The 18,372-nt window shown below is 52.1% G+C and carries 23 protein-coding genes; all 23 read left to right on the forward strand.

Translation table 11 applies throughout. The annotated features are described in order from the left end of the window. The first annotated feature begins 14 nt into the window (after nucleotides 1–14). Nucleotides 15–128 carry a 4Fe-4S binding protein gene (locus tag JDF658_RS03595; RefSeq protein ID WP_079906502.1) on the forward strand — a complete coding sequence of 38 codons (114 nt, stop codon included), beginning with the start codon at nucleotides 15–17 and terminating at the stop codon, nucleotides 126–128. Further along, nucleotides 128–709, forward strand: coding sequence for an indolepyruvate oxidoreductase subunit beta (locus JDF658_RS03600; protein ID WP_078665386.1), 582 nt, complete (start codon nucleotides 128–130; stop codon nucleotides 707–709). Before JDF658_RS03595 ends, JDF658_RS03600 begins: the two co-directional genes overlap by 1 nt. 142 nt (nucleotides 710–851) lie before the next feature. Continuing rightward, nucleotides 852–1,268: a DUF1934 domain-containing protein gene (locus tag JDF658_RS03605; protein WP_159071781.1), complete on the forward strand. Its 417-nt coding sequence runs from the start codon at nucleotides 852–854 to the stop codon at nucleotides 1,266–1,268. 20 nt (nucleotides 1,269–1,288) lie between these two features. Further along, a complete protein-coding gene (gene argS, locus JDF658_RS03610) occupies nucleotides 1,289–2,977 on the forward strand; it encodes an arginine--tRNA ligase (RefSeq protein ID WP_079906494.1) in 1,689 nt (562 codons plus the stop codon). Between the two features lie 105 nt (nucleotides 2,978–3,082). Beyond that, complete coding sequence (locus JDF658_RS03615; protein ID WP_078665383.1) at nucleotides 3,083–3,238, forward strand: XapX domain-containing protein; 156 nt, start codon at nucleotides 3,083–3,085, stop codon at nucleotides 3,236–3,238. Nucleotides 3,239–3,348: 110 nt separating this feature from the next. Further along, nucleotides 3,349–3,615 carry a DNA-directed RNA polymerase subunit delta gene (gene rpoE, locus JDF658_RS03620; protein ID WP_159071782.1) on the forward strand — a complete coding sequence of 89 codons (267 nt, stop codon included), beginning with the start codon at nucleotides 3,349–3,351 and terminating at the stop codon, nucleotides 3,613–3,615. Nucleotides 3,616–3,720: 105 nt separating this feature from the next. After that, a complete protein-coding gene (locus JDF658_RS03625) occupies nucleotides 3,721–5,316 on the forward strand; it encodes a CTP synthase (protein ID WP_078665381.1) in 1,596 nt (531 codons plus the stop codon). Nucleotides 5,317–5,362: 46 nt separating this feature from the next. Next, nucleotides 5,363–6,313 carry a signal peptide peptidase SppA gene (gene sppA / locus JDF658_RS03630; RefSeq protein WP_079906495.1) on the forward strand — a complete coding sequence of 317 codons (951 nt, stop codon included), beginning with the start codon at nucleotides 5,363–5,365 and terminating at the stop codon, nucleotides 6,311–6,313. Between the two features lies 1 nt (nucleotide 6,314). Then, nucleotides 6,315–6,959, forward strand: a complete 645-nt coding sequence (locus JDF658_RS03635) for a YIP1 family protein (protein WP_159446549.1) — start codon at nucleotides 6,315–6,317, stop codon at nucleotides 6,957–6,959. Nucleotides 6,960–7,109: 150 nt separating this feature from the next. Then, nucleotides 7,110–7,469 carry a response regulator gene (locus JDF658_RS03640; protein ID WP_078665378.1) on the forward strand — a complete coding sequence of 120 codons (360 nt, stop codon included), beginning with the start codon at nucleotides 7,110–7,112 and terminating at the stop codon, nucleotides 7,467–7,469. A 94-nt stretch (nucleotides 7,470–7,563) separates the two neighbouring features. Next, nucleotides 7,564–8,235, forward strand: coding sequence for a hypothetical protein (locus JDF658_RS03645; RefSeq protein WP_078665377.1), 672 nt, complete (start codon nucleotides 7,564–7,566; stop codon nucleotides 8,233–8,235). A 99-nt stretch (nucleotides 8,236–8,334) separates the two neighbouring features. Then, entirely contained in the window at nucleotides 8,335–9,189 is an 855-nt protein-coding gene (locus JDF658_RS03650; protein ID WP_079906497.1) for a class II fructose-1,6-bisphosphate aldolase, read from the forward strand. Next, nucleotides 9,186–9,833, forward strand: a complete 648-nt coding sequence (fsa, locus tag JDF658_RS03655) for a fructose-6-phosphate aldolase (RefSeq protein ID WP_078665375.1) — start codon at nucleotides 9,186–9,188, stop codon at nucleotides 9,831–9,833. Before JDF658_RS03650 ends, fsa begins: the two co-directional genes overlap by 4 nt. 58 nt (nucleotides 9,834–9,891) lie before the next feature. After that, entirely contained in the window at nucleotides 9,892–10,992 is a 1,101-nt protein-coding gene (locus JDF658_RS03660; protein WP_079906498.1) for a tungsten cofactor oxidoreductase radical SAM maturase, read from the forward strand. Between the two features lie 101 nt (nucleotides 10,993–11,093). After that, nucleotides 11,094–12,062, forward strand: coding sequence for a class II fructose-bisphosphatase (gene glpX, locus JDF658_RS03665; RefSeq protein ID WP_078666145.1), 969 nt, complete (start codon nucleotides 11,094–11,096; stop codon nucleotides 12,060–12,062). 85 nt (nucleotides 12,063–12,147) lie between these two features. Beyond that, on the forward strand, nucleotides 12,148–12,636 hold the full coding sequence (locus tag JDF658_RS03670) for a DUF2062 domain-containing protein (protein ID WP_078666144.1): 489 nt from the start codon (nucleotides 12,148–12,150) through the stop codon (nucleotides 12,634–12,636). Next, a complete protein-coding gene (locus JDF658_RS03675; protein WP_078666143.1) occupies nucleotides 12,626–13,165 on the forward strand; it encodes a DUF2062 domain-containing protein in 540 nt (179 codons plus the stop codon). The genes JDF658_RS03670 and JDF658_RS03675 overlap by 11 nt, the downstream gene beginning before the upstream one ends. A gap of 22 nt (nucleotides 13,166–13,187) precedes the next feature. Beyond that, nucleotides 13,188–14,426 carry a transcription termination factor Rho gene (gene rho, locus JDF658_RS03680; protein WP_174183007.1) on the forward strand — a complete coding sequence of 413 codons (1,239 nt, stop codon included), beginning with the start codon at nucleotides 13,188–13,190 and terminating at the stop codon, nucleotides 14,424–14,426. Then, the gene (locus JDF658_RS03685) at nucleotides 14,417–15,652 is read left to right on the forward strand and encodes a radical SAM protein (RefSeq protein ID WP_079906499.1); all 1,236 of its coding nucleotides are present in this window, start codon (nucleotides 14,417–14,419) and stop codon (nucleotides 15,650–15,652) included. Before rho ends, JDF658_RS03685 begins: the two co-directional genes overlap by 10 nt. Before the next feature lie 79 nt (nucleotides 15,653–15,731). Next, a complete protein-coding gene (gene rpmE, locus JDF658_RS03690; protein ID WP_078666140.1) occupies nucleotides 15,732–15,929 on the forward strand; it encodes a 50S ribosomal protein L31 in 198 nt (65 codons plus the stop codon). A 70-nt stretch (nucleotides 15,930–15,999) separates the two neighbouring features. After that, nucleotides 16,000–16,887 carry a DUF1385 domain-containing protein gene (locus tag JDF658_RS03695; RefSeq protein WP_079906500.1) on the forward strand — a complete coding sequence of 296 codons (888 nt, stop codon included), beginning with the start codon at nucleotides 16,000–16,002 and terminating at the stop codon, nucleotides 16,885–16,887. Then, nucleotides 16,877–17,944 (forward strand): peptide chain release factor 1, encoded by a 1,068-nt coding sequence (gene prfA / locus JDF658_RS03700; RefSeq protein ID WP_079906501.1) that lies wholly within the window; start codon nucleotides 16,877–16,879, stop codon nucleotides 17,942–17,944. Before JDF658_RS03695 ends, prfA begins: the two co-directional genes overlap by 11 nt. Before the next feature lie 11 nt (nucleotides 17,945–17,955). Then, a partial coding sequence (locus tag JDF658_RS03705) for a HemK/PrmC family methyltransferase (RefSeq protein ID WP_143311942.1) occupies nucleotides 17,956–18,372 on the forward strand: 417 nt, incomplete at its 3' end.

Below are 18,372 nucleotides of genomic sequence, written 5' to 3' on the forward strand. Positions count from 1 at the left end.
GGGGTTGCCCCGCCATTAGCAAGGGAGAGGACAAGCCGGTGATCGATCAGGCTTTATGTAATGGCTGTGAACTCTGTGCCCGGGTATGTCCGGTGGAGGCCATCAGCAGCAAGGGGGGCGAGGCATAATGGCAGATATACTGAATATATTGCTGGTAGGAGTAGGTGGTCAGGGAACCATTCTAGCAGCCAAAGTTCTGGCAGCGGCGGCCCTGGCCCAGGGGCTGGATGTAAAGATGTCGGAAATCCACGGCATGGCTCAGCGGGGGGGAAGTGTGATCACTCATGTTCGGGTAGGGGAAAAAGTTTTTTCACCCCTGGTGGAAAGCGGGGAAGCCGATATCATAGTAGCCTTTGAGGAACTGGAGGCCCTGCGCTATGCTCATTATTTGCGGCCCGGTGGAATAATCATTGTCAATCAACGGCAAATTCCCCCGCTACCGGTGGTAATCGGGGCGGCCCCGTATCCGCAAGAAGTTACCGGGAAACTGGCAGCCTATGGGCAGGTGCAGGTAATAGCGGCCGAGGAACTGGCCGGCCAGGCTGGTAACCCCAGGGGTGCCAACCTGGTTTTGCTGGGGGCCCTGGCAGCCCGGTTGCCCTGGGCTCTGGCTGACTGGGAAGCAGCCATTCAAGCGAGAGTTCCAGCCCGTTTCCTGGAAAGCAATTTAACAGCCTTTCAACTGGGTTTCGCGAAAAATGTCGATTAATGTCGAAAAAGGACTTGGCAAATTCAAAAAGTTTTGCTATTATGTTAGTGGTTATGCATAACATCTTTTCAGTCCCCCTTGAAACCGGGTATCATAAACAATGATACCTGGTATTTTTTTTAGCTCGGGTGAGGTGATCAGGGTGTTAACGGTGAAAATTCAGCTGCGCAGTTATCAGCAGGAAAAAGGGGGAGAATATAGCGGGGGAGAGTGGGAAACCACTGGCTATTATCTGAGGGAAAACAACCAGTATCGCCTGTTCTATCAGGAACCGGCGGAAACAGGGCTGGATACCCGGACGGAAATCACGGTGGATGGGGAGGAATTGACAGTTCGCCGCCGGGGAGCTGTGGAAATGGAACAGAGCTTTTGCCGGGGGAGACATTGCCGGGGGAATTATCGCACTCCCTACGGACAGTTGGCCCTGGAAACCAGAACGATTCAGACAGAGGTAAACTTGACAGAGACCGGTGGAAATATTAAGCTAAAGTATGAACTTTTTTTGGCAGGAGAATACATAGGCATCCACTGGTTGGAAATAAATTTCCAGGCAGAATGAGTGGGTAGGAGGAACAGTGTATGGATAATTTGATTGCCAGCTTGCGCCAACAGTTGAATGAAGCCATCCTTTATGCGGTGGAAGAGAGCCGTGAGCGGGGAGAGCTGACCCTTGAAAGTATACCCGAATTTGTGCTGGAGATACCGCGGGAAAAAGCTCACGGTGATTTTGCTACTAATATCGCTATGTTACTAACCCGTCAGGCCAGAAAAGCGCCCCGGCAGATTGCCGAAACCTTGCTGCCTTACCTGCAAGCAAAACTGGGGGAGACAGTTACTGCTATTGAAGTAGCGGGACCGGGTTTTATCAATTTCCGCTTAAATCCTCGCTGGCTGCAACAGGTGGTACCTCTAGTGCTGAACAAAGGGGCAGATTACGGGCGCACTCAGGTCGGTGGTGGCAAAAAGGTTCAGGTGGAGTTTGTTTCCGCTAACCCTACCGGTTTGTTGCATATGGGCAATGCCCGGGGGGCGGCTTTAGGAGATACCATTGCGGCTTTACTGGATTTTTCCGGTCATGCTGTGACCCGGGAGTTTTATATCAATGATGCCGGTAACCAGATCGAAAATTTCGGCAAATCCCTGGAAGCCCGTTATTTGCAATTACTGGGCCAGGATGTAGAATTTCCGGAAGAGGGCTACCATGGTCGGGATATTATCGAGACTATGCAGAAACTGATCGATCAGGAAGGGGACAAATGGCTGACAGTTGCTCCTGCTGAGCGCCGGGCTTATTTTATCCAGTTTGGCCTCAAGGAAAAACTGGGGGCGATCAAAACTGTCCTGGAGCGCTTTGGCGTTCACTATGATGTCTGGTTCAGTGAGCAATCCCTTCATGACTCCGGGGCGGTGACCAATGTCATCGAGGAACTGCGGCAGAAAGGCTATATTTACGAAGAAGACGGGGCTCTCTGGTTTAAGGCAACCGCTTTCGGAGATGACAAGGATGAAGTAGTGGTTCGCAAAAATGGAGTACCTACTTACTTCGCGGCCGATATCGCTTACCATAAGAACAAGTTTGACCGCGGGTTTGAACGGGTAATCAATATCTGGGGGGCTGATCACCACGGCCATGTAGCCCGGATGAAAGGGGCTATGGCGGCTTTAGGTTATGATCCGGACAAGCTGGATGTGGTGATCATGCAGCTGGTGCGCCTTTTCAAAGGCGGCGAAATTGTCCGCATGTCCAAGCGTTCCGGGGAGTTTGTAACCCTGGAGGATTTGATTGAAGAGGTAGGGGTAGATGCCGCCCGTTACTTCTTCATCATGCGCAGTGCGGATAGCCACCTGGATTTCGACCTGGACCTGGCCAGGACTCAATCCAGTGAAAACCCGGTCTATTATGTCCAGTATGCCCATGCCCGTATCTGCAGTATTCTGCGCCAGGTCGAGGAGAAGGGGCTGAGCTTGCCGGCAGTGGAAAAAGCGGATTTTGCCTGCCTGCAACAACCGGAAGAGCAGGATCTGCTCAAAAAACTGGCGGAACTGCCGGATGAGATTGCTTATGCGGCTATTAACCTGGAACCCCACCGGATTGCCCGTTATGCCCACGAGCTGGCAGCGGCTTTCCACAGTTTCTATAATCATTGCCGGGTGATCGGGGAGGAAGAGAAAATCTATCAGGCCCGGGTCTTACTGGTGAAGGCTACTCAGATCGCTCTGGCCAATACTTTGCGGCTGCTGGGAGTAACTGCTCCGGAACGGATGTAAAAAGCACTTGTCAAAGGTCTGACCTTTCCGTATAATAAGAATTGCCTTCTATTAAAGGAGGCGGTTGGGTGTGAGGGGCTGAAACGGCGGAAAGGAGGATGACCGATGAAAGAACTGCTGATGGCCACTTTGTCCGGCGCCATCGTAGGCCTGGTTTTTGGTTTCATGAAACTGCCCATTCCAGCTCCCGCTAGTTTGACGGGGATTATGGGCATAGTCGGCATCTTTCTGGGCTATATTGTTTCGCAAAACTTGCGCTGACCTGCTGGTTGGCGCTTTTGTTTTTTTGGTGAGAGCAGCAGGAAATCGTTGACAAACGGCGAATATTGTATCAAACAATATCCCCGAAAGCGGGAGAGGAGTTGGGAGCAGTGGCAAAATACTCCTATGCCGAATTGGCTTATCGCATCCTCAGGGAGGCACAAAGACCCTTACCGGTACGGCAATTGCTGGAACAGGTAGTGGCTGAACAGCAAAAAAATGAAGGCCAGCTCAAGGGCAGTTTGCCCCAGCTGATGGCCAGTGCCTATACGGAAATCAACCTGGACCAGAGATTTGTTCACCTGGGTGAAGGGCTGTGGAGCATACGGGAACTGGTAGGTACCAGGACCACCCCTGATGACAGCTGGGATATCTAACTTGACAATTATCGACGCCACAAGCTAAAATAGTACAGTATGGAAAAAAAACAAATCAGCTGGTACACGGCTGATTTGTTCTTTTTGTGAGGGGGCAAAATTATAATGACCAAGTACATCTTTGTGACGGGCGGAGTAGTTTCATCACTGGGAAAAGGGATCACTGCGGCCTCTTTAGGTCGGCTCCTGAAAAGCAGAGGCCTGAAGGTGGCTATCCAGAAGTTTGATCCCTACATCAACGTGGATCCCGGCACCATGAGCCCCTACCAGCACGGTGAAGTCTTTGTTACCGATGACGGAGCGGAGACAGACCTGGACCTGGGGCATTATGAGCGCTTTGTCGACATCAGTGTTACCAAAAACTCCAATGTGACCACCGGCAAAATCTACTGGTCGGTAATCAGCAAGGAACGGAAAGGGGACTATCTGGGCGGAACAGTACAGGTTATTCCCCATATCACCAATGAAATCAAGGACCGGATTTACAGGGTAGCCAGGGAGTCCAATCCTGATGTAGTGATTACAGAAATCGGTGGTACTGTCGGTGACATCGAGTCCCTGCCTTTTCTAGAGGCCATCCGGCAGATTAAAGGGGATATCGGTAAGGAAAATGTCCTTTACATTCATGTTACCCTTGTACCTTATATTAAAGCTGCTGGTGAGCTGAAAACCAAGCCCACCCAGCACAGTGTCAAGGAGCTGCGCAGTATCGGGATAAAGCCGGATGTTATCGTTTGCCGGACCGAACGGCCTTTGTCCCGGGAGATGGAAGAAAAACTGGCCCTGTTCTGTGACATCGATCCTGAAGCAGTGATTCAGGCAGTAGATGCTTCCTCCATATATGAAGTGCCGCTGATGCTGAAAAAAGAGGGCCTGGATGATATCGTGATCGAAAAACTGGGCTTAACCTGCGGGGAAGCGGATTTGCGGGAATGGGAAGAAATCGTGGAAAAGGTCAAGAATCCCCGCGCCTTTGTCAATATCGCTGTCGTCGGTAAATATGTGGAGCTGCCGGATGCCTACATGAGTGTGGCTGAGGCCCTGCGCCATGGCGGTATTTATCACGAAGCTGCTGTTAATATCCTCTGGGTCAGTGCCGAGGAAATGGAACGCCGGGATCCGGCCGAGTTGCTGGCTGAAGCTGATGGTATCCTGGTACCCGGTGGTTTTGGGGATCGGGGAATTGAAGGCAAAATCCGGGCCATCAATTATGCCCGGGAGAAAGGGATTCCTTTCCTTGGTATTTGTCTGGGTATGCAATGCGCTGTGATCGAGTTTGCCCGTAATGTAGCCGGATTGAAGGGAGCTAACAGTTCCGAGTTTGGTGACACTCCCTATCCTGTTATCGACCTGCTGCCGGAACAGAAGGATATCGAGGAAATGGGAGGAACCATGCGATTGGGCATCTATCCCTGCAAGCTCGCCAGTGACAGCAGGGCTTATACGGCCTACGGGGAAGAGCTGATTTATGAACGCCATCGCCATCGTTTTGAATTCAATAACGAGTTCAGGGAACAGCTAACTGAGCTGGGCCTGGTGATTTCCGGTACCAGTCCGGATGGGCGGCTGGTAGAAATTGTGGAATTGCCGGATCACCCCTGGTTTGTGGCTACCCAGTTTCACCCTGAATTCAAGTCCCGGCCTAACCGGCCCCATCCCCTGTTCCGGGATTTTGTCGGTGCAGCTCTGAATAGGGCATAAGCCAGCAAAGCCCGCCATAAGCTGTAAGGAGAAGGGTGGGAACAGCATGAAAAAAAGGCTCATAGTCCTTGTGTTGCTCGCTGTGATCGTAATCCCGGTACTGCTGGCCATTAAACAAAATGGTTTGGGAGGAGAAGGAAAGAAAAAGGCTGCACTCCCTAAAGGCGGGGATAAAATCGGAATTATATATGTCGAAGGGCCCATTGTAGGCGGTCGCTCAGAGGATGGAATCTTTGGCCAGGCGGTAGCTGCTGGTGATGATTTGATGGAGCAACTAAGGGAGGCCCGGGAAGATGATAGCATCAAGGCGGTAATCCTGCGCATAAACAGCCCGGGAGGCAGTGCAGCTGCTTCCCAGGAGGTAGGCGAAGAAATCGACCGCCTGCGGGAAGCCGGTAAGGTGATAGTCACTTCCATGGGGGATGTGGCGGCTTCTGGCGGTTACTGGCTGGCTGCCAAAACCGATTATATTGTGGCTAATCCCGCTACAATGACCGGCAGTATCGGTGTGATTATGCGGTTTCAGGAACTAAAAGGCCTGTATGACAAGCTGGGCATTACCGATAATACCATCAAATCCGGGCCGTTGAAGGATATTGGCAGTGAAGCCCGGCCTATGACTCCGGCGGAAAAGGCTTTGCTGCAGGGCATGGTCAATGACATCTATGAACAGTTTGTGGATGTAGTGGCTGAAGGGCGCAAATTGCCCCGGGAAAAGGTCAAGGCCCTGGCTGATGGCCGGATTTTCACCGGCCGCCAGGCCAAAGAGGCCGGGCTGGTAGATGAACTGGGCAACTTCTATACCGCAGTGGAAAAAACCAGGGAGTTGGCCCATCTGGATGAAGAAGCAGAACTGGTAGAACTGGGTAAACCTTCCCCCTGGCGCAAGATCTTCGGCAGCACTGAAACTGTCGGACTGAGCGGGCCTTTGCGCCTGTCTCCTGCGGAAGAAGCCGCTCTTAAGAAGCTGTTGAGTGGAATCAAAGGGGGAGAATAGCGTGGGTTTTCTGGATTTAATTTATGGTGTATTTGTGCAGCCCCGGCGTCTTTTTCGCTCTCTGGCGGAACAGCCCCGGCCGGGTGCGGCATTTCTGGCTGTAATCATAGTTGCGGTCCTGAATCTGGTTACTCAGGTTTATGTGGTTTTACCGGGGGAATTGAAGAATGTTCCTCAAGGGGCAGAGGAGCTGGCCCTCGTTCAGGAGTTTTTTCGCCTGCCTTCCATGCAGATTTTGATGATCATTGCAGGGGCGTTGTTTTCCCTGGTCTGGTTAGTAATGCAAGCGGGGTATTTTCAGGTACTGGCGGAGATGTTAGGGGGAATACCCCGCTCTGCTCTGGCGCTGTTTTCAGCACTTGCATTGGCCCAAACGGTGCAAGTAGTAATGATCCCCCTGCAGGCGCTGGTGGCAATAGGGGTGCTCAATCAATTGTTGCTGGGGTTAGGGGCACTGATTGTATATATTTACAGTTCCCTGATCCTTCCCTACTGGGCTATGCGGGAAATCAGCGAACTCAGCAGTGGTCGCACCTTGTTGGTTGTATTTTCGCCTCTGTTGATTTTCCTGGCGTTCCTGATTTTAATCGGGGCAGGTATTGGGATAGCTGTTCAGCATTTTGGCGATTTTTTCAATTCTCTATGAAAAAGACTTTACCTCAACCGCAGTGCGAACTGCGGTTTTTGTTTGTCCAGCATAATATATGATTGTTTATAAAATTCCTGCCTTTTTGGCAGGAAAAGTTGTTTTTGTGCAGAATATGGAATTAAGTTAGTGAGATTGGGGGGACTAAATTTGGCAGAAAAGAAAATTTTAATTGTGGATGACCAGGTAGGAATTCGCATGTTAATGCGAGAAGCGCTCAAGGATTTAACCAGTCAGCTGGAAATGGCAGCTAGCGGCCAGGAAGCGATTGAAAAATTTCTTAGTTTTCAGCCAGACATCATGTTGATTGACTTGAAAATGCCGGGGATGAATGGTTTGGAAGTTTTAGAAGCATTGCAGGATAAACGCGAAAAATGTCGAATTATCTTAATGACGGCATACGGGGAGCTAGATGTGATGTCCCAGGTGCCTAAAATAGGCATTGATGAGTATTTGACCAAACCTTTTGATATCAACGAGTTGCGCCAGATCATAACCAGATACCTGTGATAGTGGGACAAAATTTTTATGGGTGGGACCAAAAACGTAGCAGGATTTTGGGGGTTGATGGCGAATACTCAATTTCGAGTGAGGTGTAAAAGCAATGGTCATTACAACCCAGGCCAGTGTTGCGATCAGGTGTCCTGCCTGTGGACGGCTGGAACTGCATAGTTTGTCGCTTTTTCAACTGAATAAGGGTCAGAGCCTGGAAATTTTCTGTTCCTGCGGAGCACGGGTAGCAACTTTTAAGATGAAAAAAGGACAGGAAGTTTATTTGCAGGTGGATTGTGTCCTCTGTGATGCCAAACATCTCTACCAGTTCCACCGCAAACAGGTATGGGGCAAGAAGGTGCTGAACCTGATCTGTGCTGACAGCAAACTGGATCTGGGGCACCTGGGCCCGAAAGAGCAGGTAGCCCGCCTGGTGAAAAACCACGAGGCCGAGTTGCTGAAATTGCTGCAGGAGATAGAGGATGCCGACTATTTTCGGGCCCCGGAAGTGATGTTACAGGCGGTCAGTTATCTGCAGGACCTGGCGGTAGATGGGGCGGTTTATTGCAGTTGTGGCAATCCCCATATCGGCATGGATCTTCTGCCTGACCGAATAGAACTGCATTGCCGGGATTGTGATGCGGTAGGGGTAGTTTATGTGGAGAATGAACAGGAATTAGCTGCTATCAAAAGCCTAAAGGAAGTAGAATTGACTGCCGGCAGCCTGTCAATTATTGAACCGCCGCTGTTTTCTCCCTATCCCCAGGGACAAACCAAAAAATAAGCATAGAAGAGTTTGGGCTGGTCATATACTAAACTTGCAGGGACAAGTTTAGTATTTTCCTTTTTCAGCCTATTTAAAAATATTAAGGAGGTTATCCGTATGGCACTGGTACCTATTACCGAACTACTGAAAGAGGCAGAAGCTGGCGGATATGCCGTCGGTGCCTTTAACTGCAACAACATGGAAATTGTCCAGGCGATCATCGCTGCAGCTGAAGCGGAAAAGGCTCCGGTTATCATGCAGGCCAGTCAGGGAGCCATCAAATATGCTGGATTGGATTACATAGTGGCAATGGCCAAAACAGCAGCGGAAAAAGCTACTGTGCCGGTGGCCCTGCATCTGGACCATGGCACCAGCTTCGAACAGGTGATGAAATGCATCCGGGCGGGCTTTTCGTCCGTCATGATCGATGGTTCCAAATTACCCCTGGAAGAAAATATTGCTCTTACCAAAAAAGTTATTGACGTGGCCCATGCAGTAGGTGTTTCCGTAGAAGCGGAACTGGGTAAAATCGGTGGTACTGAGGATGATATCTCTGTAGATGAAAAAGAGGCTTTGTTCACCGACCCGGAAGAAGCCCGCATTTTTGTAGAGCGCACCGGCGTAGATGCTCTGGCTGTGGCTATCGGTACTGCCCATGGTCAGTACAAGGGAGTGCCCAAGCTGGATTTTGAGCGGTTGAAGAAAATTCGCTCCCTGGTGAATGTTCCCATCGTTTTGCATGGTTCTTCCGGTGTACCTGATGAAGCCATCCAGGAAGCCATCCGTCTGGGGGTGCGCAAGGTAAATATTGACACCAATATCCGGGAAGCCTTCGTCGCCGCCATGCGGGAAGTGCTGGCTCGGGATGAAAAGGAAATTGATCCGCGCAAGGTGCTGACTCCGGCCAGGGAAGCGGCTATTGAAGTAATCCGGGAAAAAATACGGGTATTCGGGAGCAGTGGTAAAGCATGAGATTGTTTATTGATACAGCCAATATCGAAGAAATTAAAGCAGCTAACGATTTAGGAGTCATTGCCGGAGTTACCACTAACCCGTCCTTGATTGCCAGAGAAGGACGAAATTTCGAAGAGGTAGTACGGGAAATCTGCGCTATTGTGGATGGGCCCATCAGTGCCGAGGTAATCAGCACTGAAGCGGAAGGGATGCTGGTTGAAGCCCGGCAGCTGGCAGCTATTCATCCCAATATCGTGATCAAAATCCCCATGACCGGCGAAGGTTTGAAAGCGGTTAAGGTGCTGGCTAAAGAAGGGATTCGCACCAATGTCACTCTGATTTTTTCCGCCAGCCAGGCCTTGCTGGCTGCCCTGGCGGGGGCCACTTATGTCAGCCCCTTTGTCGGGCGCCTGGATGATATCAGCCATGATGGTATCCAGCTGATTGCCGATATCGCTGCCATTTTCGACTTGCACGGACTGGAAACGGAAATCATCGCTGCTTCCATCCGTCATCCAATGCATGTAGTTGAGGCAGCCAAAGCGGGTGCCCATATTGCCACCATCCCATACGGGGTATTGCAACAAATGCTGAAGCATCCATTGACTGACATCGGGATTCAGAAGTTCCTGGCCGACTGGCAAAAGGTAGCAGGCAAGTAAAATAAGGCCCTTCCCCGCGGGGAAGAGGCCTTTTTCACTAAAAAAGGGGGGAAGGGATATGGCCAAACTGGATTATCTGGATTACCAGATTGTTATCAACAAAAAACCGGATATACGGGAACTGTATCTGGAGCTGACCACTGCTTGTAATCTTAACTGCCAGAATTGTTATCGGCACAGCTGGCAGCAAGCGGGCGGGATGATGGCCCGGGAAACCTGGCAGCAGGCCCTGGCTGCAGCCCGGCGGTTGCCGGAATTGAAGCGGGTGGTGCTGGGAGGAATCGGTGAACCTCTGTTACATCCCGATTTCAAGGAAATAGTTACTGCTATCAAAAGAGAAGGCTGGTCACTAACCATTACTAGCAATGGTTTTTTGCTGGAGGAAAAACTGGGGCGCTTTCTGGTAGAACAACAGGTAGATGAGATTGTTGTTTCCATTGATGGCTATAGCCCTGAGGTTTTTGCCCGCAATCGCGGGGAGAGTCCTGACCCGCTCTGGGCCAACCTGACTGCTTTGCATAAGGTTAAACAGGAGCTGGGGAGTCAGTGGCCCCAGGTGGCAGCGGAAATGGTGGTGACCAGGGAAAATTATCGGGAGATTCCAGCTTTGCTGGCTGCCCTGCCCCGCTGGCAAATCAATACTCTCTATCTCAGTCAGCTGCTGCCGGTAACGGCAGAGCGAACCGGGAAAGTTTTTTATCAGCTTTATCCGACGGAAGAACTACTGAACTGGCGTCGGGAAGTGATTACCCTGGCCATGCGCTATGGCATCAGGGTGGTTTTGCCCCAGGTAGGCCTGAATACCAATCGTTCCTGCCGCTTTGTGGATGAGAAGAAAGTGGTTATTCGCTTTGATGGGGAAGTGGCTCCCTGTTACCGTTTTCTCCATTGCGGGAAGGAGTATGTGTTTGGCCGTCCCAAAGATCTGGAGGCGGTTACCTTCGGCAATATCCTGAAGCAGGACCTGGCGGCTATCTGGATGCAGGATGAATATGTTAAATTCCGTTTCCTGGAATATCTCAACCTTTACCCCTCCTGCCCTGATTGCGAATGGGTGGATGGCTGTGATATGGTCTGGCATAACCGGGAGGATTGCTGGGGTAATACCCCCTCCTGTGCTGATTGTCTCTGGGCCAGGGGATTGATTTTCTGTCCCTAGCAGGAATTCGGGCAAAGATGGCGAAATAGCATATAGGATAACATATTGGCATATATTGTGTTATACTATATTCTGTTTTAGTATAAAAGGAGTGATATTTTATGGGGCGTAAACTGGCGCTGGAATTTGCCCGGGTGACAGAGGCGGCAGCCCTGGCCTCGGCTCGCTGGATGGGACGGGGCAATAAAATGGCAGCTGATGATGCTGCTACTGAGGCAATGCGGGCTGTTTTCGATACGGTGGATATTAAAGGGACAGTAGTAATCGGTGAAGGGGAAATGGATGAAGCCCCTATGCTCTATATCGGGGAGGAAGTAGGGACAGGCAAAGGCCCGGAACTGGATATCGCCGTCGACCCGCTGGAAGGCACCAATCTGGTGGCCAAAGGGTTAAATGGCGCCATCGCTGTACTGGCTGCGGCACCCCGGGGCAGTCTCCTGCATGCCCCTGATATGTACATGGAAAAAATTGCCGTGGGACCGGAAGCAGCAGGCAAAATCCATCTGGATGCCCCTGTTCAGGAAAACCTGAAAGCCATTGCTGCGGCCAAAGGCAAACGGCTTTCCGACCTGACGGTAGTAATTCTGGACCGTCCCCGCCACAATCAACTGATTGCCGATATTCGGGAAGCAGGAGCCCGGATTATGCTGATTTCCGATGGGGATGTCTCACCGGGAGTAGCGGTAGCGTTTGAGGAATCGGGCGTGGATTTGATGATCGGCATCGGTGGGGCGCCGGAAGGGGTAATTACTGCAGCTGCTCTCAAGTGCCTGGGTGGGGAAATGCAGGGGCGGCTGGTTCCGGAGGATGAAAGCGAATGGACTCGCTGCCAGGCCATGGGCATTACCGATCCCAAAAAGATATTGACCATGGATGACCTGGTGAAGGGGGATGACATTTTCTTTGCTGCTACCGGAATCACCCCTTCCAGTTTGCTGAAAGGAGTTGCCTTTACCGCTATTGGAGCCAAAACCCACACCCTGGTCATGCGAGGTAAATCGGGAACTGTGCGGTTTATTGAAGCCATACACCGCTTTGATAAGAAACCTAAATATAATCTGGGCCACTAAAACAGAGGGCATGGCGCATTGGTTGACGCCATGCCCTTCTTCCGTTATACTGAAAGTTAGTGATTGACGAGGGCGAGGGGAGAAAATGCGGCTGGGGCGGCGAATCCGCTTATTCTTATTGCTCTTTTTTCGCATTAAGGACATGCCCGCAAAAGTGGCACTGGGATTTGCCGTAGGCTCCTGTGTCAATTTTTATCCTACCTTCGGGGTAGGGGTTCCCATCGCCCTGGCCGCAGCCCGGCTGGCCCGGGGGAATGTTTTTGCCGGTTTATTAGGAGATCTCCTGTTCAAGCCTCTCTTTCCCTTCTTTTTTTATCTGGATTTACTGGTAGGCAACTCTCTGTTCGGTGAAAAACAAGCCGCTATTTCTCAGCAATTACTAGGCCTGGTCAAGATGGAATGGCAGGCCTTTGTTCAGGTAGGCAAAGCTTTTTTTCTGGGAGCGCTGGTCAACAGCTTGCTGCTGGGGCTGATTCTCTTTTTGGTGGTCTGGCGGACTTTTGCCCGTCTGCAGCCATGGTGTCTGAACCGTTTGCGGCATTCAAGGAGAAAGGAAGTATCAGATGCGCATTAACCGCTATTTTCGTTATCAGTATCTCCGTATTTTACGCCTCAAGGATGCACCTGATAAAATCGCCAGGGGAGTGGCGCTGGGGGTGGCCCTGGACTTTTTACCCCTGCCATTTATCAGTTTGTTTGTAGCCTGGATAGTGGCCAAACTGGCGCGCTGGAATACCCTGGCGGCAGTGATTACGGCAGCGGCTTTAAAACCGGCGGTGTTCACTATTTTTTTTCCACTCAATATACTGGTGGGCAGCCTGTTTGTAGAAGGCCGGACTGTTCATCCCCAGCAGGTACAGGTACCGGTGGCTGAACCGGGGATGGACCCCCATTCTCTGGCCAATTTTTTCTCACTGGCTACCCTGAAAAGCCTGGGTTGGCCTTTTCTGGTGGGTTCTTTTATTAATGCAGGAGTCAGTTTCTTGCTGGTTTACCTGCTGGTTAACCGCACCCTGATCTATCGGATGGAGAAAAGACTGGCCCGTTTAAAAACCGGGGTATCCGGGGAAAATAATAATTCAGAAAATCAACAGGAGGGTTGAGATTTTGACAACGCAACTGAATATGCAGGAGTTGGAGGCCATGACTCTGCAGGAGCTGTACAAGGTGGCCCGGGAACTGGAGATTCCCGGATACCGGCAGCTGCGCAAAAAAGAGCTGGTCTTTGAGATTTTGAAAGCCCGTACCGAAAAGGATGGGCTGCTGTTCGCCCAGGGAATTCTGGATATCCTGCCTGATGGCTACGGTTTTTTGCGTCCCTTCGCTTATACCCCCAGTTCCGATGATATCTATGTCTCCCCATCACAGATTCGCCGTTTTGATTTGCGCACCGGTGACCAGGTGGCGGGCCAGGTCCGGCCGCCCAAGGAAAATGAACGCTTTTTTGCCCTTTTACGGGTAGAATCGGTTAATGGCTTTCCGCCGGAATCCTCACCGGAACGCTTGCCTTTCGATGCCCTAACACCCTTATACCCTGATGAGAGGCTGACTTTAGAAACCACTTCCGATAAACTGGCTTTACGCCTGATTGACCTGCTGGCCCCCATCGGTAAGGGACAGCGGGGATTGATCGTGGCTCCTCCTAAGGCAGGGAAAACTACGTTGCTGAAAGAAATCGCTAATGCCATTACTGCCAATCATCCGGAAGTGCATTTGCTGGTGTTACTCATTGATGAGCGGCCGGAGGAAGTCACTGATATGGAGCGCAGTGTCAAAGGGGAAGTGGTGGCTTCCACCTTTGATGAACCGCCGGAACATCATGTCAAGGTGGCAGAAATGGTGTTAGAAAGAGCGAAACGGCTGGTGGAACACAAAGAAGATGTAGTGATTTTGCTGGATTCCATTACCCGGCTGGCCCGGGCCTATAACGTGGTAGTTCCGCCCAGTGGCCGTACCCTTTCCGGTGGTGTAGATCCCACAGCTTTGCATAAACCCAAACGCTTTTTTGGGGCAGCCCGCAACCTGGAGGAGGGAGGCAGTCTCACCATCCTGGCTACGGCGCTGGTGGAAACGGGCAGCCGTATGGATGATGTGATTTTTGAGGAATTCAAAGGCACAGGCAATATGGAGCTGATTCTGGATCGCAAACTGGCGGAACGCCGGATTTTCCCGGCCATTGATGTCCAGCGCTCCGGAACCCGCAAGGAAGAGCTGCTGCTGAGCAAGGAGGAGCTGGAGTTTGTCTGGAACCTGCGCCGGACTTCCAGCGGGGTGCCTTCCGCAGAAGTGGTGGAAAAAATGCGGGAATGGCTGAAAAAGTCCAGCTGCAATAAGGAACTGGTGGAGATGATCAAATGGGGATAAGGATGCTGGTAGCGGATGCCAGGGGACGGGTTATGGATATCCCGGGCTGGGGTATGGCCGGGCGCAGTGGCCGCTTTTTTACTGAGCCGCACCCGGAAGAAATGATACCCTTGCCACCGGGGGCCAGTCTGACGCTGTTGCCAGGCTGTCGTCCAGTGGGGGTGGACCGCCTGGGTAAAATTCGGGTCTATGAGCGCTATTATGCGGTAGCGGCCTTATTGCCTCAGGGTTATACCCGGACCTTATTGCCGGCTTATCAGCGGGTGGAAGGGGACAAGCCTTTACCGCTGCTGGGCTATACGGCGGTGGGCTGGGCCAAAGGCCGTTACTGGGTAGCAGCCAGCAAAACGGACCGGCCCCGGAAGTGGAATCCCCTGCTTTATAATACCCCTGACCTGGCGGAGCGGGTGGCCCGCATCCGGAAGGAACTGCCCCATAACCGTATTATCCGGCAGTTGGCCCGTTGTAGCCTGGATTATGGCTGTCTGACAGCCCAGAATATTTTCTACCGCCGCTGGGAAGGGGGAATTCCCGTTTCCCCGGCCTGTAATGCCCGCTGTGTAGGCTGTATCTCCCTGCAGCCAGCAGAATGTTGCCCCTCCCCGCAGGAGCGGATTGGTTTTTCGCCCACTAGAGAGGAAATTGTGGAAGTGGCCCTGCCCCATCTTCAACAGGCGGAAGGAGCAATTGTCAGTTTCGGCCAGGGCTGTGAAGGCGAGCCCAGTTTGGCGGCTCCTCTGATTGCGGAGGCAATCAAAGAGATCAGAACCCGAACCAGCCAGGGGACCATCAATATGAATACCAATGCCGGATATACCGAGGGTATTAGGCTGATAGCGGAAGCAGGAATCGATTCCCTGCGGGTAAGTCTAAACAGCGCTCAGCCCGATTGGTATCAAGCCTATTATCGCCCGCCCGGTTATACCCTGAGGGATGTGCGGGTATCCCTGAGCCTGGCGGCCAGGCAGGGGGTGTTTCTTTCCCTCAATTATCTGGTTTTCCCGGGGGTCAGTGACCAGAGAGCAGAGCTGGAAGCACTGGTGGAACTGGTCAAATCCACGGGTGTGAAGCTGATCCAGCTGCGCAATCTGAATATCGATCCAGACATGTATTGTCAGTTGACCGGGGTGCAAGAACCGGGGATGGGGATGGTGGCTTTTCTGAAGGAGCTAAGGCGGCAATTGCCCGGGGTCAGCCTCGGCAATTTTTCCCGCCCTCTGCGCTAAAGCTCTTGTCACTCTCAGGGCCTTATGATATAATCTTAAAGGTGTAATTTTGGACTTCCCAGGAAAGAGGTGAATCGAGATGAAAGAAAATATCCATCCCAAATATCAGGAGACAACCGTAACTTGCGCCTGTGGTGCCAGTTTTGTTACTGGTTCAACCAAACCCGTTTTGCGGGTGGAAATTTGTTCTAATTGCCATCCATTCTTCACCGGGCAACAGCGTCTGGTGGATACCGGTGGCCGGGTAGACAAGTTCAAGAAAAAATACGGTCTATAAGCAGAAAAGAGGCAGAGCCTATGGCTCTGCTCTTTTCATAAATTTCTGCCGAACCAAAGGCGGTGTGTTTATGTCTAAAAAAGAATGTTTTCAATACGGTGGACAGGCGGTTATCGAAGGGGTAATGATGCGAGGGCCGCAGGAAATGGCCATCGCAGTCCGTTTGCCCGATGGCACTATTGAAGTAGAAAAACAGCAACTCTCTTCCTGGCTGACCAAATGGCCCTGGCTGAAATGGCCGGGCTTTAGGGGTGTGGTGGCATTGCTGGAGGCCCTGGTGGTAGGGACCCGGGCTCTGGCCTGGTCGGCCAGTAAAGCCATGCCGGAAGAAGAAGGAGAACTGACTACGAAAGAGCTGGTCCTGACCATTGCTTTTGCACTGGGACTGGGGATTTTGCTGTTTGTCATCATCCCCGCAGGGGCAGTGAAACTGGTGGAAAAATGGGTAACCACCCCGCTGGGACAGAATATTGCTGAAGGGGGACTGAGGATTGCCATTTTTCTGGCCTATATTGGCCTGATCTCCCGGATGAAGGATATTCAGCGGGTCTTTCAGTATCACGGGGCTGAGCATAAGGTAATTCACACCTATGAAGCCGGGCTGGAATTGACGGTGGAAAATGCCCGGGGCTTTTCCCCTTTGCATCCCCGCTGTGGCACCAGTTTTTTGCTGGTGGTAATGGTGGTGAGCATTTTTGTCTTTGCCTTTCTGGGCCATCCACCCAATCTGTTCTGGAGGATAGGCAGCCGCATTTTGCTAATGCCCCTGGTGGCAGCTATTTCCTACGAGTTTATCAAGCTTTCGGGCCGCTATGGGGAGCGCTGGTGGCTAAAATGGCTGGTGGCTCCAGGACTGGGATTGCAGAGACTGACCACACGGGAACCAGATGACAGTCAGCTGGAAGTAGCTATCCATGCTTTAAAAGCCGTATTAAGAGGTGAAGAACATGCTGGATAAACTGCAAGCAATTGAAGAAAAATACCTGGAACTGGAACGGCTGATTGCCGATCCGGAAGTGATTGCCAACCAGAGTGAGTGGCAAAAACATGCCAGGGCCCATGCAGCTATGACGGAAATTGTTACCGTTTATCGGGAGTATAAAAAAGTGGTAGCCGGGATTGAGGAGGCCAGGGCCATCCTGGCCGAAAAAGGGGACCCGGAGATGATGGAACTGGCCAAAATGGAGCTGGATGAGCTGGAAGAAAAGCTGCCCGAGCTGGAACAGAGGCTCAAAATCCTGCTCCTGCCCAAAGACCCCAATGATGAGAAAAACGTTATCATGGAAATCCGGGCTGGAGCCGGGGGTGATGAGGCCGCTCTCTTTGCCGGAGACCTTTTCCGCATGTACACCCGCTATGCGGAACGCCAGGGCTGGCGGACGGAAATCCTGTCGGCTAATGAGTCGGATTTACGCGGGTTCAAGGAAGTCATTTTCCTGGTAGAAGGCCATGGTGCCTATAGCCAGTTGAAATATGAATCCGGAGTACACCGGGTGCAAAGGGTACCGGTGACGGAATCAGGGGGGCGCATCCACACTTCTACTGCCACCGTGGCGGTTTTGCCAGAGGCGGAAGAGGTGGATGTGCACATCGACCCCAACGACTTGAGGATAGATGTGTTTTGTTCCAGCGGTCCGGGGGGACAGTCGGTAAACACTACCCAGTCGGCAGTGCGCATTACCCACATCCCCACGGGGCTGGTGGTCAGCTGTCAGGATGAAAAATCCCAGCATAAAAACAAGGAAAAAGCCCTGCGCGTCTTGCGGGCTCGCTTGCTGGAAATCGCCCAGCAAGAACAGCAGGCTAAACTGGCTGATGACCGCCGCAGCCAGGTGGGAACGGGCGATCGCAGCGAGCGCATCCGCACCTATAACTTCCCGCAGGGCCGGGTGACTGACCATCGCATCGGCCTCACCCTGCACAAACTGGATATGGTGCTGGACGGGGAACTGCAGGAGATTATCGATGCCCTGATAACAGCTGACCAGACGGAAAAACTAAAGAATATGGAGTAAGGTGACCGGGGATGACGGTAAAATTAGGGCAGGCGCTGCAGGATACAGTAAAGCAATTGCGAGCAGCAGGGGTAGAGGCTGCCCGGCTGGAAGCCGAACTGCTTTTGATGCGGATTACGGGTTTAAGCCGGGCCCAGCTCTGGACCCGGGAGGAGACGATGCTCAGCCCGGTTCAGCGACAGGCGCTGGCAGAGCTGGTGGCTGCCCGTTGCCAGCGCCGACCGCTGGCCTATGTTCTGGGGGAAAAGGAGTTTATGGGCCTGGCATTTCGCGTAACGCCGGCGGTGCTGATCCCCCGGCCGGAAACGGAACTGCTGGTGGAACGGATTGTGGCCGATCTGTCTGACCACCCTGCTCCCTGGATCGCCGATGTGGGGACAGGCAGCGGTGCCATTGCTGTCAGCCTGGCGGTCTTACTACCCCGGGCC

Source organism: Carboxydocella sp. JDF658, from assembly GCF_002049395.1.
Lineage (GTDB): Bacteria > Bacillota.